The organism is Chroogloeocystis siderophila 5.2 s.c.1 (assembly GCF_001904655.1).
Classification (GTDB): domain Bacteria; phylum Cyanobacteriota; class Cyanobacteriia; order Cyanobacteriales; family Chroococcidiopsidaceae; genus Chroogloeocystis; species Chroogloeocystis siderophila.
Genome location: NZ_MRCC01000016.1, coordinates 67251 through 82901 on the forward strand (window position 1 = coordinate 67251; position 15651 = coordinate 82901).

The window sequence follows — 15651 nt, forward strand, 5'->3', positions numbered from 1 at the left end:
AAAATTGAAAAAATCTAGTGTCAGAGGCGAATTATTTTTTTATAGGTGCAAGCCATGCAGCAATATTGCGAACATAAGTTTTGATATCTGCCAAGGCGCGTGGTTCTGTTTTCATTCCTTCTCCTGGTGGTTCTTCAACAAAGCTGGGACAGCCCATATCTACATCCCAGTTGTAATCACAAAAGTGGTGAAAAGTTGACTCGGTGATAGCGCGTCCAAGACTACCATTATCGTCCTGGATAGGCTCAAATACTACCGCAAGGTTGAAAGTGCGACCTGTGACTTTACTTCTACCTGTAGCAATGACTCTGGCATTTTCTGCATCAGAAGCGAGTCCAACACCACCTTCATGAGGATGTGCAGGGAAAAACTCAACAACCCCAGATGGTGAGTTGGGGTTGTGTAGCAGTTCGTGAGTTGGTTCAATTGGTGTAATTTTTTGATAATCGCCGTTGCTACCAGAATGATAGTTTGGCCATGAAATATATGTGGTGTAAGGATCGTCGTTACAGCGTCGCGATTCATCTGGATCTTGGTTTTGCGTATGAAAATAGTTTGCAGTGCCAACACCATCAAGATTGCAAATTGACGAACCTAAATCTTGGTGATCTCGTGCGATTAAAAGCCCTTTACCTTGTCTGCGAAATTCTGCGATCGCCTGACATTCTGTTTCAGTAAGTCCACCCCCGATATCAACTGCAAACAACCACAGTTCATCAAAATTGGAGTTATCGATATTACTCAGAATCGGATCGTCAGAATTTGATTCGCGGTTACGTACAGTGACTTCATAAAGTGGATTTCCAGTTTCATCTGTTAATGATGCCAGGTAGTCGCGCAATAACGAAAAGCGATCAATTGTCCAGTCATCCTCACTAGGAGGAATCGTGGTCTGCATTAAAATGCGAATTGGTGTCATAAGCCATTACTGAAAGTTATTACAGAATGTAAGTCTTCTAGGTTAAAAAAAAGTGATCGCTTCGGGCGCTGGGCTATGCGCAATTGCATACTTTACTTTTTGCTTGAGGTTACACCAGCAACATTGTTGAGTGAAATTTGGTAAAGACTCGTATAAGTTGTGATGTACAGTGTTTTGTAATCTCTACCTCCCCAAGCAATATTTGTCGTACCTTCGGGGACAGAAATCTTATCTAGTAGTTTACCTTGCGGTGAAAAAATCCAAATACCTTCGGGTCCTGTCGAATAAACATTCCCTTGCGAGTCTACTTTCATTCCATCAGCTAATCGTTCTTTCCCTGGAACGTTTAAATCTGCAAATATGCGACCATTAGTTAGAGTACCGTCTGTTTTGACATCAAATACGCGAATATTCCCTTCTTGAGAATCATTGATGTACAAACGTTTCTCATCAGGTGAGAAAGCAAGTCCGTTTGGTAGCTTTACATCCTTGACAAGAAGCATTAATTGACCATCTTCTGTCAAACGATAAACACCGGAAAAACCGAGTTCTTCGGGTTGTTCTTTGACTGCATAAGGTTTCCGAATACCAAAGGGCGGATCGGTAAAATAAATGCTGTTATCGGATTTGACAACAATATCATTAGGACTATTTAGCTTTCTCTGTGTGTAGTGAGTTGCTAAAGTAACAACTTTGCCATCTTCTTCGGTACGTGTCACACTGCGATCGTGTTGTGCCGTAACAAGTCTACCCTCACGGTCTAAAGTATTACCATTGGGATATCCTGCAGGTCGGCGGAAAACTTCTACTTTGCCATCAGAAGACAGTTTGTAAATTGTATTAGCTGGGGTATCACTAAATAACAGAAAACCATCTGGATGCCAAAGTGGTCCCTCAAGAAACTTGTAGCCGCCAGCGAGTTTTTCTACTTGAGCATTACCACTTTTAATCGCACCTAATTCATTTTCATTGCCACTACTAGGTTTGACGTTGAATAAAAGTAACAAGCCACAGACAACGAGCAAAGATTGAAATTTCATATTGACTCTCTGGTAAGTGAAAATTTAACCAAGAGATGTCACCCGATGTAGAAATTGAATTAGAGGCGATCACACCTCTATGTTACTGGTAATTGAGTACAGTGATCGCACCTTAGAAAAACTTAGGGAAGCACTAGCCACTAGTCACTAATTACCTGTACTCCTAATTCCTAGTTGGCGATTCTTCAGGAACAATATCCACAACTAGTTTTTGAGAATGGCGAAGAATTGTCAGTTGCGATCGCACTCCAACTTGATCGTGAGTTAATAGTTTATGCAAGTCATCGATATTTGCAATTGGTTGCTGATTGATGCCCACGATGACATCACCTTCTTGTAAACCTGCTTTTTGGGCTGGGCTATTTTCTTCGGTGGAAATTACCAAAACACCGCTTTCTAAGGATAATTCATGAAATAGCACGACCCGACGCGGTAGCGGTACATTTTGCCCACCGATACCAATGTAACCGCGCCGGACTTTACCATCGCGAATGAGAGATCCGATAATCATCTTGGCAGTATTAATTGGTACAGCAAAGCAAATACCTTGTGCGGATATAATCACAGCAGTGTTGATGCCAATAACTTCACCGTGCGATGTTACAAGTGGTCCGCCAGAGTTACCAGGGTTCAAAGCGGCATCAGTTTGAATGATATTATCTATCAAGCGACCAGAACGCGAACGAAACGAACGCCCTAAAGCACTGACGACACCTGTTGTCACCGTAGTTTGGAAACCGTAGGGATTGCCAATTGCGATCGCCAATTGTCCTGCACGTAACGATTGCGAATCTCCTAATTTGGCAGCTACAAGATTAGGTGCATCAATTCTAATCACTGCTAAATCGGTATCAGGATCGTCACCAATCAACTCGGCGATAAAATTGCGACCATCTGCGAGTGTCACCTCGATTTTGGTTGCATTGTGGACAACATGGCTATTCGTGAGAATATAACCATCCCGCGTAAAAACGAAGCCCGAACCGTTACCACGTACTTCTTGCATGAAGGTTTGGTTATTCCTGCGCCGCGATTGCAATTGTCGATGCACATCAATATTGACAACTGCGGGGCTAACTTTTTCAACTACACTAATGACAGCTTGCGAATAGGCATCAAGTAACTGTTCATCTGCACCGGACACTTTCTTCAAGTCGGCGTAGCCGCCCAACAAAGTGTCCTCTGTAGGATTTGTTGTTGGCGAGGTTTGCATCCCCTCATTCTCGAAATCGTTGGCGACCAGTTGCAGATTTTTCATAGCGGCTGCTCCTGTACATTTGTAGAGGGGGTATTGTTGTCATTTTATAGATTGTGTCAATTGCTCACTCTTTTTGACAAGAAGGCACTCAAAAGTGCTATACATACTTTATGGTAAGTCATCAGGAAAACAGCGTTTGTGATGCTAATTGTCCCTCACGGCAAGTTTTAGATCTTATTGCCGATAAGTGGACTGCAATTATTATTTACCGTCTTGCTAAAGGAACGAAGCGATACAGCGAGTTACAAAGAGAAATCGGTGGCATTTCGCAAAAAATGCTAACGCAGACATTACGCAATTTAGAACGCGATGGGATTGTCAGTCGCAAAGTCTATCCTGTTGTCCCACCAATGGTGGAATATTCTTTAACTGCTTTAGGGACAACGCTAACTGAACCCTTATCTACGCTGTGTCGTTGGGCAGAAAATTACCTTCCTGAAGTCGAAGCAGCACGAAGTCGATATGATGGTGGTGATCGCTAGTATTTCATTAAAACAAGATTTGAGAATGAGCGATCGCTTCGAGCTTCTATAAGCGTCATAAAGAGGTCAAGCATCCTATCGAATTTTTGTGAATTCACTCACTCAACTTACCTAAATCTATTAATTGCTCAACTTGCTCCTGCGTTAATGGAGACGGAAGAATTTGCCCGCTGATAATTTAATTACAGATATCTACTTGTATCTACTTGCTGCTAGCACAACAAAAGCCGACTTGTAGATGTCGAGATCAAGTTAGCGTAACTTTGCTTAGGGATAATATTTTGGATTTGGTGGGTACGATCGCATTTTCTATTACAAAGTTAAAATAGAACTTCTCATTTGTTTGAGCGCAAGATGAGATTGCTAGCGCAACCTATCAGCATTATTGACTATTGCCAAGTTATCCATTCTCTCTAGCAGCGGTTGGAGCGATATTGACTTCACTATGAGATAATTTATGAAAAGTGAGTTGAATTTGTACCAGACCACAGTCACACACTTAGTGGATGGGAAAGATGAAATTTAATGTAACGCTTGATCGTGATGAAGATGGTGCATGGATCGTAGAGTGCCCCAGTATTCCAGGTTGTGTTAGTCAAGGACAGACTAAGGAAGAAGCACTAGAGAACATTAAAGATGCAATAGCTGCCTGCTTACAAGTTCGTGCAGAGCGAGGCTTACCTCTTACCATAGAGACTCATCAAGTAGAGGTTGTGGCTTAGTTATGGCATCCACTCTTCCTGTACTTAGCGGACGTGAAGTTGTTCGTGTGTTTGAGTCGTTTAGTTGCACGTCAAAGTGGAAGCCATATTATCTTGGTCAAGGAAGGAGAGTTAGCCACATTATCTGTTCCCGATCATCGTGAAGTAGCAAAAGGGACGCTGCGGAGTTTGATTCCTACTGCAGGGCTTACAATCAGCGAGTTTGTTTCTGCAATTTGATACATGGACTGCGACCTAACTTCACCGTTAGACCGCCAATTCGGTGGAGACACAACCAAGAGCCTACTTGTAGATGTCAAAATTGAGTTAGCATGACTTGACTTGCAGGATAATATAGCAAACCTAATTTATTTGCGAACACCTCCCTTGATTCTTCTCTCTGGGTTCTCTGCGTCTCTGTGGTTCGTTAAAATAAATAATTTTCACAAATCAGACAGGATTGCTATATTTGGAACGTGATGGATGCGATCGCGTTTTTACTATCGCCAAGTCAAAAGAGAACTTCCCATTAGTTTGAGCGCAAGATGGAATTGCCACAACCCATCAGTACTATTGACTATCGCCAAGTCAATGCAGCAAATGCACTGCTACCCCAACCATCGATTCTCTCAAGCGGCGGTTGGAGCGATATTCACTTAGAAGTTTATCAGCAGCCAAAATTTGAGATTGCGGAGCATCAACACACGATGCACGTTATTGCTTGCGGACTTTACTCTCCATCTATAGAAGACTCATCAGGAGAGCGATGGTTGGATGGAAAGCGAAGCAAAGAAACACGAAATACTGGAGACATTGCGATTATTCCTGCTAATATTTCCCACCGCTGTAATTGGAACACATCAGTTGAGTTTATGGTTTTAGCTCTTGAGCCTGTACTTCTCCAACGCATCGGTCAAGATTGGGTAAACCCTGACGGTATTGAATTGATACCGCAGTTTATGAGTAAGCAAGACGCACTGCTGCAAAGCATCTTCTTAACTTTAAAAGATGAATTAGAATCTGGCAGAATTGGCGGACAGTTGCTAGTTGATAGTTTGAAAACAGTGTTGGCAATTCACCTTTTACGAAACTATTGCGCGACATCTCCTAAACTTTCTAGATACTCAGATGGATTATCGCCAGCAAAGCTAGTTCTCATAAAAGACTACATCAACGAACATCTACATCAGGATTTAACACTAACAGAAATTGCGGCGATCGCGCAAATCAGTCCATATCACTTTTTGCGATTGTTTAAGCAAAGTATGGGTGTTACACCTCATCAATACATCTTGCAGCGCCGAATCGATCGAGCAAAATATCTGTTGCAACACAGCAAGTTGAGTATTGCAGAGATTGCTTTTTGCGTTGGCTTTTGCGATCAAAGTCATCTGACTCGGTGTTTTAAGCGTATGCTTGGCACGACACCAAAACAATTTTTACAAGTCTAATCGCAAGAATATCCCAAAACTCCGCAGCATTTTTCTAGAGTCTCGACTTGCTAGTTTTTTAAGCTGTCAGTAGTAGGGTTTTCTGGAAAAAATGATGCAAATTGAACAATCAGAGGTGATGATTCAGACACCCGATGGACAGATGTCTGCTTTCTTATGTACACCTGTTGAGCTTGAGCGCGTACCCGCTGTTCTGCTGTTGATGGAAGCTTTTGGCTTAACTGCGCATATCCACGATGTTGCAACCCGTATTGCAAAAGAAGGATACATAGTTCTTGTGCCAGATTTATACTATCGCGAACTCAACAACAAGTTTGGTTACGATGAGGTAGAGCAGGCTATGGCGATGATGTGGCGGCTTGATTTTGGTAAGCCTATGGAAGCGGATCTTCAAGCAGCATTAGGTTACTTAAAAACGCGATCGCACGCGAACCCAGATAGAATTGGTGTCACTGGTTTTTGTTTGGGTGGTGGGTTGACTTTTTTAACGGCTTGCAAGTTTTCGGCTGAAATTGCCGCAGCAGCGCCTTTTTACGGTATGGTTTTAGATGAGTGGATTATGGCAGTAGAAAACGTTACAGTGCCTGTTTATTTGTTTTTCGGGGGTAGAGATCCTTTTATTTCGCGCGATCGCATTCACCAAATCGAAACACGATTTCAAGAACTTGGTAAAGAGTACACGTTGAAAGTTTATCCTGATGCCGAGCATGGGTTTTTCTGCAACGAACGTTCTTCGTACAATCGCTTAGCAGCGGAAGACGCTTGGCGCGAACTGATGCAGTTCTTTCGCAAACATTTGTGGCGAGCATAAATCATAGATGCCCTGAAGTCGCGGCTATTTAAGCAAAGTATACTCGCGCACACTATGAGTAAGTTTACAAAGGTGGACAGGGTTTATCTAGTAGCAAATATATTCGCGCTTGTATTTATCCAGAGGTTTTAGGTATTTTAAAATGTGTAGGTGGGTAATTACCCACCCTAAATTTATCTATGACAATGTACCTGCGGGAATTCCTAAAATGTCTTCAATTTTAGGCATTTCTTCTAAAGGAATTACGCGCCCTTCATCTTCAAAACCAGTGATTTGATCGAAGTTGAGATAGCGATACAAATCATCAGCAAACGGATGAATTTTATGCGCAACAATATCCATGTATTCCTCAACTGTAGGAATGCGTCCTAACAAGGCACAAACTGCGGCTAATTCCGCAGAACCGAGATAGACACGCGCATCTTTTCCCATACGGTTATTGAAGTTGCGTGTAGAGGTAGAAAAGACTGTTGTTTTATCTGCAACTCGTGCTTGGTTCCCCATGCACAAACTACAACCAGGCATTTCAGTTCGCGCCCCAGCTGCCCCAAAGATACCGTAAACGCCTTCTTCTTTAAGTTGATTTTCGTCCATGCGCGTTGGCGGACAAATCCACAAGCGAGTTTGTACCGAACCTGCGCCTTCTAAGACTTTAGCGGTAGCGCGGTAATGACCAATATTCGTCATACACGAACCGACAAAGACTTCTTGTACAGGATCGTTAGCGACTTCAGATAATAATTTGACATTATCAGGGTCGTTGGGCGCAGCGACAATTGGTTCTTTGATTTCGTTCAAATCAATTTCGATAATCTCTGCATATTCTGCATCGCCATCTGCTTCCATTAATACTGGATTTGCTAGCCATTGTTCCATCTTGGCAACGCGGCGCATGATCGTCCGCGCATCTTGATAACCCCGCGCCACCATATTTTTCATCAGCGCGACGTTGGAACGCAAATACTCGGAAATTGTCTCAACACTCAACTTAATTGTACAACCTGCACACGATCGCTCTGCTGTTGCATCGGTTAATTCAAAAGCTTGTTCGACTTTTAAATCGGGTAAGCCTTCGATTTCCATAATCCGCCCAGAAAAGACGTTTTTCTTGTTCTGTTTAGCAACGGTGAGTAAACCTTTTTGAATCGCAACGTAAGGAATCGCGTTGACAACATCGCGTAAGGTGACACCTGGTTGCAACTTGCCTTTAAACCGAACTAAAACCGATTCTGGCATATTTAACGGCATGACACCCAACGCCGCCGCAAATGCGACTAATCCTGAACCGGCGGGGAAGGAAATTCCTAAAGGAAAGCGCGTATGCGAATCGCCACCGGTTCCCACCGTGTCGGGTAACAGCATCCGATTTAACCATGAGTGAATAATGCCATCGCCAGGGCGTAAAGCAACGCCACCCCGCGAGGCGAAGAAATCAGGAAGTTCGTGATGCGTTTTAATATCGACAGGTTTCGGATAAGCGGCGGTATGACAGAAACTCTGCATCACTAAATCTGCGCTAAAGCCGAGACACGCAAGTTCTTTGAGTTCGTCGCGAGTCATCGGTCCTGTGGTATCTTGAGAACCAACTGTCGTCATAATCGGTTCGCATGATGTTCCAGGACGAACACCAGGTAAGCCACAAGCTTTGCCTACCATTTTTTGCGCGAGGGTGTAACCTTTGCCTGTATCTATCGGTTGCTGCGGACGAATGAAGATAGAACTCGGTTCTAATCCCATCGCGATGCGCGTTTTGTCGGTGAGGGTGCGCCCAATCAGTAAAGGAATGCGCCCGCCGGCGCGAACTTCATCGGTTATTGTATCAGGTTGTAATTTAAAGGTAGAAATGACGTCTCCGGCTTCGTTGGTAATTTCACCTTTGTAGGGATAGATGGTGACTACCATGCCCGTTTCCATCTTAGTCACATCGCACTGAATCGGTAACGCCCCTGCGTCTTCAGCAGTGTTGAAGAAAATCGGCGCGATCGCACTTCCTAAAACATATCCCCCTGCACGTTTGTTCGGCACGTACGGAATATCTTGTCCAATGTGCCACAATACTGAGTTAATCGCAGATTTACGCGAGGAACCTGTCCCCACAACATCACCAACATACGCTAAAGGATGTCCCTTGTGCTTTAATTCGGCAATTGTGTCTAATGCCCCAGGAACGCGTGACTCTAGCATTGCTAGCGCGTGTAGCGGAATATCGGGACGTGTCGTCGCGTGTGTTGCTGGAGAAAGATCGTCGGTGTTTGTTTCGCCTGGAACTTTAAAGACGGTAACGGTAATCGCTTCAGGTAAGGGTGATCGCGCTGTAAACCATTCCGCATCCGCCCACGATTGCATAACTTTTTGCGCGTAAGAATTCGTTTTTGCTAATTCTTCAACATCATGAAAGGCGTCGTAGACTAGTAAAGTTTTACTCAAAGCCGTTGTCGCTACTGTGGCTAATTCATCTTCTGCGGATAGTAATTCAACAAGCGATCGCACGTTGTATCCGCCCATCATTGTGCCTAACAGTTCGATTGCATAAGTGGGAGAAATTAACGGGCTTATTGTTTCGCCTTTGGCGATCGCCGTGAGAAATCCAGCTTTGACATAGGCGGCGGGATCAACACCAGGCGGAACGCGATCGCGTAATAGATGCAGTAAAGTTTCTTCTTCTCCTGCGGGTGGTGCTTTTAATAATTCACATACATCTGCTGTTTGCTGTGCGTCCAAAGGTAAGGGGGGAATTCCCATTGCTTGTCTTTGGGCGACGTGTTGCCGATATTCTTCCAGCATTCTCATCTCCATTAAATCAGCCATTTTATCTTTTTAGTGCAAGGTTAACGCCGCATGACTACAATTACAGTTGACAATGATACGGTCTGTGAGATTGTAGAGGTCAGATGGGCAAGGCATTGCCTTGCCCATAGGTGTCAAAGAAATAAAAGAAATATTGGTAGACAGCAGATGTGATAGATAAGCCTGATACATCGTTTGATACATAAGTTTTGCTGCTTCCCCTAGTCCCCGACCTCAGATCCCTGACTCCCCAAGATACAATTACTTGTTAGTGATTAATCACAATCCAAGACTGCATTTAACTCGGCAGTTTAGTAAAACGGTTTTTAGTTTATGCCTCAAACTTATACGGTTCAAATTCAGCATCAAGGTCAAACTCATACGATTGAAGTTCCCGAAGACAAAATTATTTTACGTGCTGCGAGTGCTGCTGGCTTAGATTTACCTAGTTCCTGCAATGCTGGTGTTTGTACAACTTGTGCAGCTTTGCTGCTTGAAGGTACTGTAGAACAGAGTGATGGCATGGGTCTTAGTCCTGAACTCCAGCAAAAAGGTTACGCCTTACTATGTGTTTCCTACCCGCGATCCAATTTGAAGATCGAAACCGAGAAGGAAGATGAAGTCTACGACTTACAGTTTGGTCAATTTCAACGTAGCTAAAGTTACCTTGTCGTCTTTGCATAAGAGTTAACAAGCGGTATGAAAACACACTTTATTACCACTGAAATTAAGTTTCAGGATTCTCCTGCAATGCTTCCCAAGGTTATTGAGGCTGAACTACAGCTATCTGGGAAACCACTACGCTGGGCAATTACAGCGCTAGATCTCCAACAACAAACAGCGACTGTTGAAGCTGTTGTTACACTTGGAGAGGTCAGGGATCAGAGGTCAGAGAAAAGAATTTAAACTCAATTTAAGGGTTTAGAGTGTATGAATTGAACTATCTTCGTGTCCCATTTCACATCCCTGACCCCTGACTTCAGACCTTTGATCTCTCTAAATTCAAGTGAACCAGCTTCCTTACACCGTTATCTTAATTGTACCAACTGGTATCGGAGCCGCAATTGGCGGATATGCCGGAGACGCAATGCCAGTTGCTAGGGCGATCGCATCTGTCGCGGATCGCCTGATTACTCACCCGAATGTTCTCAATGGCGCGCAGTTGTATTGGTCTTTACCTAATGTTTTCTACGTAGAAGGCTATGGACTCGATCAATTTGCTTCTGGAAGCTGGGGTTTACGTCCTGTTCATCAAAACCGAATCGGTCTCATTTTAGACCAGGGTATTGAACCAGACTTGCAATTACGGCAACTGCAAGCAGCTGATGCTACCCGCGCTACGTTAGGATTGAACTTGCGTGACTATGTTATCACTGATGCAGCTATAGGCGTACAATTACGTACATCGAATTCTGGTGTGAGTTGGGGAACGATTCAAAATCCTGGAACTTTACTACGAGCGGCAGAGACTTTAATTAATAAAGTGAGAGTAGATGCGATCGCGGTTGTTGCGCGTTTTCCCGATGATATGGATAGTCCTGCATTACAGCAATATCGTCACGGTCAAGGCGTTGACCCGCTTGCAGGTGCTGAAGCTGTCATCAGTCATTTAGTTGTCCGCGAATTTCAAGTTCCTTGCGCACACGCACCAGCTTTGTTACCGTTACCGCTCGATCCTGACATATCACCACGTTCTGCTGCGGAGGAAATTGGGTATACATTCTTACCTAGTGTCCTTGTGGGTTTAAGTCGCGCCCCGCAGTTTGTGACTAATCAGCAGCAATCATCACCACACGATATCTGGGCAAATCAAGTTGATGCTGTTGTCATTCCGGCAACGGCTTGCGGAGGCGCCACAGTTTTAAGTTTTAGTCAAGAAAGCGTACAAATTATTACAGTACAAGAAAATCACACGAAACTTTATGTTCCGCCAGAACCATTGGGTATTAAAGTAGTACAGGTAAACTCTTACTTAGAAGCAATTGGTGTATTAGCCACGCATAAGGCAGGAATTACACCCACGGCGCTTAACCCTCATATTTCATCCCTCAATCGCCTGAATCCTAACTGACAGTGACCGACCAAGATTTTGAACCCAACATTCAGCCGTTGTCGCGTACCCAGATTTTAATTGGCATGGGTGTTACTGCATTGTTGTTACTAGTTATTGCCAAGCTATGGTTGCAATTTGGTAATTTTGCCTTATTGCCTGTTCACCTGACATCAATGGCGATCGCTGGAGGATTAAGTGTCGCGTTGATCATTGCGATCGCCAGTTGGGTTGTCTACCGCATTTGGTCAGCATATCGTCGTAGTGCTGATTTTTACCTGGAATTGGTTCTCAAACCTTTGCACTGGGCAGATTTAATTTGGATCGGGCTACTTCCAGGACTTAGCGAAGAATTATTGTTTCGCGGTGTCATGTTGCCTGCATTCGGCTTCAATATCACCGCTGTGATTGTGTCGAGTATCTGTTTTGGCGTTCTCCACATGAGTTCTACTCAGCAATGGCCTTATGTCGTTTGGGCAACGGCTGTAGGATTCTTATTAGGTTGTAGTGCCTTATACACAGGCAATCTACTTGTGCCCATTGTGGCACACATCCTAACTAACTTAGTTTCTAGTTACTTTTGGAAGTGGGAACACTCGCGGTAGATGCGATTATACATCTAGTAATTGCTGGAGTTGCTCAACGAGCAACTCAGTTGCAATGGGTCCTGTAATGCGACTCCAGAGATGATAGTCCACAAAATACACTTGATTTGCTTGATAAACCGGAAGCGATCGCAATACAGGGGTTTGTTCCCAAAGCTTCTGGATCTGTGAAACTGTACTATCTGCACTTGCCATCACAATGATAATTTCTGCATCTAGCTGCGGTAAAATTTCTAGGGAAATGGGTATTGCACCGTAGCGCACAGGTAGTGTGGGAAGCACTAACTCAAATCCGAGATCTTCAAGGAGATTACCTGCAAAGGTCTGTTCGGTAAATACTTCAATACTGTCTAATCCAGAGATTGATAAGAGTAATATCTTTGTTGCTACAGTCTTCAATTTTACTCTGGCGTTGGCAATTCTTTGATTGTGGTCTTGAATAACCTGTTGTGCTTGTTGTTCGCGATTCATAACTTGACTAAGCGTTAATAAATCGTCTTGCCAGTGGCGATTGCTTTGTGCCAAAGGTAGTGTTGGGGCAATCTGGGAAAAATTGCGATACAGCGCTTGTTCGCCGCTGTAGCCGACAAGGATTAAATCGGGTTTCAGTCGTAGTACAGTTTCTTGTGAAGGTGATTGCTGAGTACCAACATGAATTGGATGACTGGTGATGCGATCGCCTAGATATTTAACATCAACCATTGTGCCAAATTGGGGAGTACCGATTAAAGCTCTGGCATCTTCAGCATAGCCTACGGGTTGAATGGCAAGCGAAAGTAATAAGTCCAGCGATCGCGGATCGAGGGCGATGATGCGCTGGGGAGTTTCGCAAATTTGGGTTTGACCAAATTCGTGCTGTATATCTTGACAAACGGATGTTTTAGTGGTGTGAACAAGAGGAGTAGAAGTGCGATCGCAGGCGGATGTAAAACAGCACAACAGTAGAATGCTTAGGAAAAACTTGTACATTTGTTGGAGATATTGAAGCTTTACCAAGTCACGCGATAGCCTACTCGCAGGGTGCGTCCTCTGGCGGCGATATTGTCTGGTTCGTAGAAGCCACAGGTAGATATTGTTCGTTTAAGAGGTTTTCAATGCCAATACTAAGGGTTCCTGGTCCAAGTTGAATGCTACCGATGTAATCTAACGTGACGTAGCCAGAGATGGGGACTTCTTCGGTTCCAGCGTTAAAGGCGCGGGTGCGATCGCCGATCAAGAGTAACTGTAATCGATTACTCCAACCTGGTAAAGTTTCGTGTTCAACGTATGCGGTGAGTTTTAACGGTGAGATACGTTCGCTGGTAATTGCTAAAAATTCGTCATCTTCTTCAAATTCACCTTCTTGCCAAGTTACTGTACTGCCAAGTTGCCAATTTCCTCCTGGTTGCCAATCTACTGTAGCTTCAACACCATAAATGCGTTCTGGTGCGCGGACAATTTCTGCAAGTACCGCACCAGGTATTAATCGCGTTCCCAATTCTGAATTGTTGTAGAAACCAGCTAGCGATACTTGTACATTCGTCCATTCGCCGCGAACTCCAATCTCGTAATTATTCACTTTCTGCGGTTGTGTCACATTGACATCATCTTCAATCGAAGTTAACTCATCCGGTAAACCTTGTAGCAAACGCCCGAAATCAGGTGCAGAAAAACCTTGTGCAAAATTAGCAAACAAACTTACTGTGTCGGTAACGCGATATAAACTACCAAGATTCAAAGCTAGATCGTCAAAACTGAGATCGCCGCCTGCGATATTGCGATAAGGGATAAAAGCAGTTTGAAAATTATCCACACTAAAGTTAAATTGCTCATACCTAGCACCACCACTGACTAACCAACGGTCATTCACGTCCCATTGCAGTTGTGCAAATAATCCTAAGTTACTAAAATTGTATGGAATTGATATTCTACCTACGCGACGAAACACCCGTCCTTGAGTAATATCAAACTCAGCCTCATCACCAAAACTATAATTAAGTTGGATATTTTCGTTCGCGTAGTCTGCACCCCACAGTATACTTGCCGTTTGTGATAGGGGTGTTTGCATCTGAAGTCGTACGCCCCACTGTTCTTTGTCAAACTGCTGTTGCTGAATCAAATCGCCAAAATCTCGAAAGTCAAATGCATCTGAGCTACGCAAGTTCGAGCGGTAGTATAATTGCCCTTGTAACTGGCTACCGAAAAAAGCATCATTGGTATAGTTGAAACTTGCTACTGTGTTACGATTACCGCGCCCAGGAACGCCAATAAATTCGACATCTGGAACGATAATGCCCCGTGCTTTTTGAATTCCTGGAATATCAAGAATGCTTTCATCAGGTCTAACTGTGCTATTCTCACTTTCGTTGTAGTGATTGAGTGAAACTTGCAAACGCTGTTGAGAATTTAAGTTGACTCCTACTTTACCAAATACATTAAAAATTTCTGTATCTGCGATGCTTTCAAAGGGAATGCGATCGCCTTCTGCATCAAAAAAGCCACCAACATCGTTACGCGAGATGTTGAACGCGAAGTCAACAATTCTTTCATTTCCTGAAAAGCCGTATTCTAAATAGTTACCGAAACTGTCTCCGGTTAAAAATGAGTTTCCTCCGTTCGCAGCCGCATCAATGCCGATTTCAGCAGTTGAAGTAAATTGCTCTACGCTAGCTTGACGAGTAATAATATTGATAACTCCACCTGTTACACCATCTCCATAAATCGCGGTTGGTCCTCGTAAAACCTCAATTCTTTCGATCGCATCGGGCGAAATACTGCGATAATCTCTTGCTTGTACCGTTGAAAGATTCGATTTAATTGGAACGCCATCAATTAATATTTGCACCCGCCGACCGCGTAATTGTTGCGAAAATGTATTACCATCAGGAGAAACATCGCCTAAACCTGGTACTGTTTGTGCCAAAATATCTTGTAAATCTCTGCGTAACGCGGTTTGTTGCTCAATTTGGTCGCGATTAATAATTGTTACTGACCGTGGTACATTTTGCACAGCTTCGGCGGTACGTGTTGCAGTAACAATGATCTCGATTGGTTCATCTGCGGTATCAATATTAGAAGTAACGCTGAGTGTAAGTGCTTGGGCTACGCTACTTACTTTTGCCACGGGTGCAGTTGTCTCGCCAGAAATCGTAACTCGAATCTGGTTATTTTCTAGATTTGTGACTGAAACTGATGTGATACCTGTCGTCGGGTTAGTCGCTTGAAATTGTTCGGCATCGGGAAGAACTAAAATAGCGTTAGGAATATCTGCAATTAAAGTATTATCAATAACTGAGATTGTGGGAAGTGATATTTCACCTGTTGGAGTTTGCAAAACTATCTCCAAGCCTTCAGAAGTCGCACTAACCTCAACGTTTGTAACTTGTGTAACCGCTGGTTGCAATTGTGCTAACCACTGAGTAGCTGTATTCGCAGTTTGCTGTACTGTTGGTAATTCTTGCGCACGAACCGACTGCGTGCCAATGACCGATACAATACTGACTATTGTTAAAAATAGAAAATGCGATCGCTCCATCACTCCCTTCCCACAAATTGACTGAACTTGATA

14 protein-coding genes and 1 pseudogene are annotated in these 15651 nt (G+C 43.7%); 9 read left to right on the top strand and 6 right to left on the bottom strand.

All coding sequences use genetic code 11. The features are described 5' to 3' along the window. Positions 1-31: 31 nt before the first annotated feature. The 3 genes from NIES1031_RS18150 to NIES1031_RS18160 all read right to left on the bottom strand — a co-directional run bounded on the left by NIES1031_RS18150 (position 32) and on the right by NIES1031_RS18160 (position 3217). Positions 32-919, bottom strand: coding sequence for a hypothetical protein (locus tag NIES1031_RS18150; protein ID WP_073550906.1), 888 nt, complete (start codon positions 917-919; stop codon positions 32-34). Positions 920-1011: 92 nt separating this feature from the next. After that, complete coding sequence (locus NIES1031_RS18155; RefSeq protein ID WP_073550907.1) at positions 1012-1959, bottom strand: SMP-30/gluconolactonase/LRE family protein; 948 nt, start codon at positions 1957-1959, stop codon at positions 1012-1014. 163 nt (positions 1960-2122) lie between these two features. Then, complete coding sequence (locus NIES1031_RS18160) at positions 2123-3217, bottom strand: S1C family serine protease (RefSeq protein ID WP_178378176.1); 1095 nt, start codon at positions 3215-3217, stop codon at positions 2123-2125. A 110-nt stretch (positions 3218-3327) separates the two neighbouring features. On the opposite strand from NIES1031_RS18160, the gene NIES1031_RS18165 reads away from it, so the two are divergent. From NIES1031_RS18165 to NIES1031_RS18185, 5 genes and pseudogenes are all read left to right on the top strand, one after another. Further along, positions 3328-3699, top strand: coding sequence for a winged helix-turn-helix transcriptional regulator (locus NIES1031_RS18165; RefSeq protein ID WP_073550908.1), 372 nt, complete (start codon positions 3328-3330; stop codon positions 3697-3699). Positions 3700-4214: 515 nt separating this feature from the next. Then, positions 4215-4421 (top strand): type II toxin-antitoxin system HicB family antitoxin, encoded by a 207-nt coding sequence (locus NIES1031_RS18170; RefSeq protein WP_073550950.1) that lies wholly within the window; start codon positions 4215-4217, stop codon positions 4419-4421. Positions 4422-4423: 2 nt separating this feature from the next. Next, positions 4424-4640 (top strand): annotated as a pseudogene (locus NIES1031_RS18175) (type II toxin-antitoxin system HicA family toxin). Between the two features lie 305 nt (positions 4641-4945). Beyond that, positions 4946-5851 carry a helix-turn-helix domain-containing protein gene (locus tag NIES1031_RS18180; protein WP_073550909.1) on the top strand — a complete coding sequence of 302 codons (906 nt, stop codon included), beginning with the start codon at positions 4946-4948 and terminating at the stop codon, positions 5849-5851. Positions 5852-5942: 91 nt separating this feature from the next. Then, a complete protein-coding gene (locus NIES1031_RS18185) occupies positions 5943-6662 on the top strand; it encodes a dienelactone hydrolase family protein (RefSeq protein ID WP_236738896.1) in 720 nt (239 codons plus the stop codon). A 177-nt stretch (positions 6663-6839) separates the two neighbouring features. Here NIES1031_RS18185 and acnB read toward each other — a convergent pair whose 3' ends face one another. After that, positions 6840-9446: a bifunctional aconitate hydratase 2/2-methylisocitrate dehydratase gene (gene acnB / locus NIES1031_RS18190; RefSeq protein WP_073550911.1), complete on the bottom strand. Its 2607-nt coding sequence runs from the start codon at positions 9444-9446 to the stop codon at positions 6840-6842. A 336-nt stretch (positions 9447-9782) separates the two neighbouring features. Here acnB and NIES1031_RS18195 point away from each other — a divergent pair, with 336 nt between their 5' ends. From NIES1031_RS18195 to NIES1031_RS18210, 4 genes are all read left to right on the top strand, one after another. After that, complete coding sequence (locus tag NIES1031_RS18195) at positions 9783-10109, top strand: 2Fe-2S iron-sulfur cluster-binding protein (RefSeq protein ID WP_015186572.1); 327 nt, start codon at positions 9783-9785, stop codon at positions 10107-10109. A 39-nt stretch (positions 10110-10148) separates the two neighbouring features. Next, positions 10149-10355: a hypothetical protein gene (locus NIES1031_RS18200; protein WP_073550912.1), complete on the top strand. Its 207-nt coding sequence runs from the start codon at positions 10149-10151 to the stop codon at positions 10353-10355. 100 nt (positions 10356-10455) lie between these two features. Next, positions 10456-11520: a DUF3326 domain-containing protein gene (locus NIES1031_RS18205; protein WP_073550913.1), complete on the top strand. Its 1065-nt coding sequence runs from the start codon at positions 10456-10458 to the stop codon at positions 11518-11520. Between the two features lie 65 nt (positions 11521-11585). Continuing rightward, positions 11586-12104 (top strand): CPBP family intramembrane glutamic endopeptidase, encoded by a 519-nt coding sequence (locus NIES1031_RS18210; protein WP_407919509.1) that lies wholly within the window; start codon positions 11586-11588, stop codon positions 12102-12104. 6 nt (positions 12105-12110) lie between these two features. On the opposite strand, the gene NIES1031_RS18215 is transcribed toward NIES1031_RS18210, so the two are convergent. Beyond that, complete coding sequence (locus NIES1031_RS18215) at positions 12111-13073, bottom strand: ABC transporter substrate-binding protein (RefSeq protein WP_073550915.1); 963 nt, start codon at positions 13071-13073, stop codon at positions 12111-12113. Positions 13074-13113: 40 nt separating this feature from the next. Next, entirely contained in the window at positions 13114-15618 is a 2505-nt protein-coding gene (locus NIES1031_RS18220; protein WP_143167806.1) for a TonB-dependent receptor domain-containing protein, read from the bottom strand. Positions 15619-15651 lie beyond the last annotated feature (33 nt).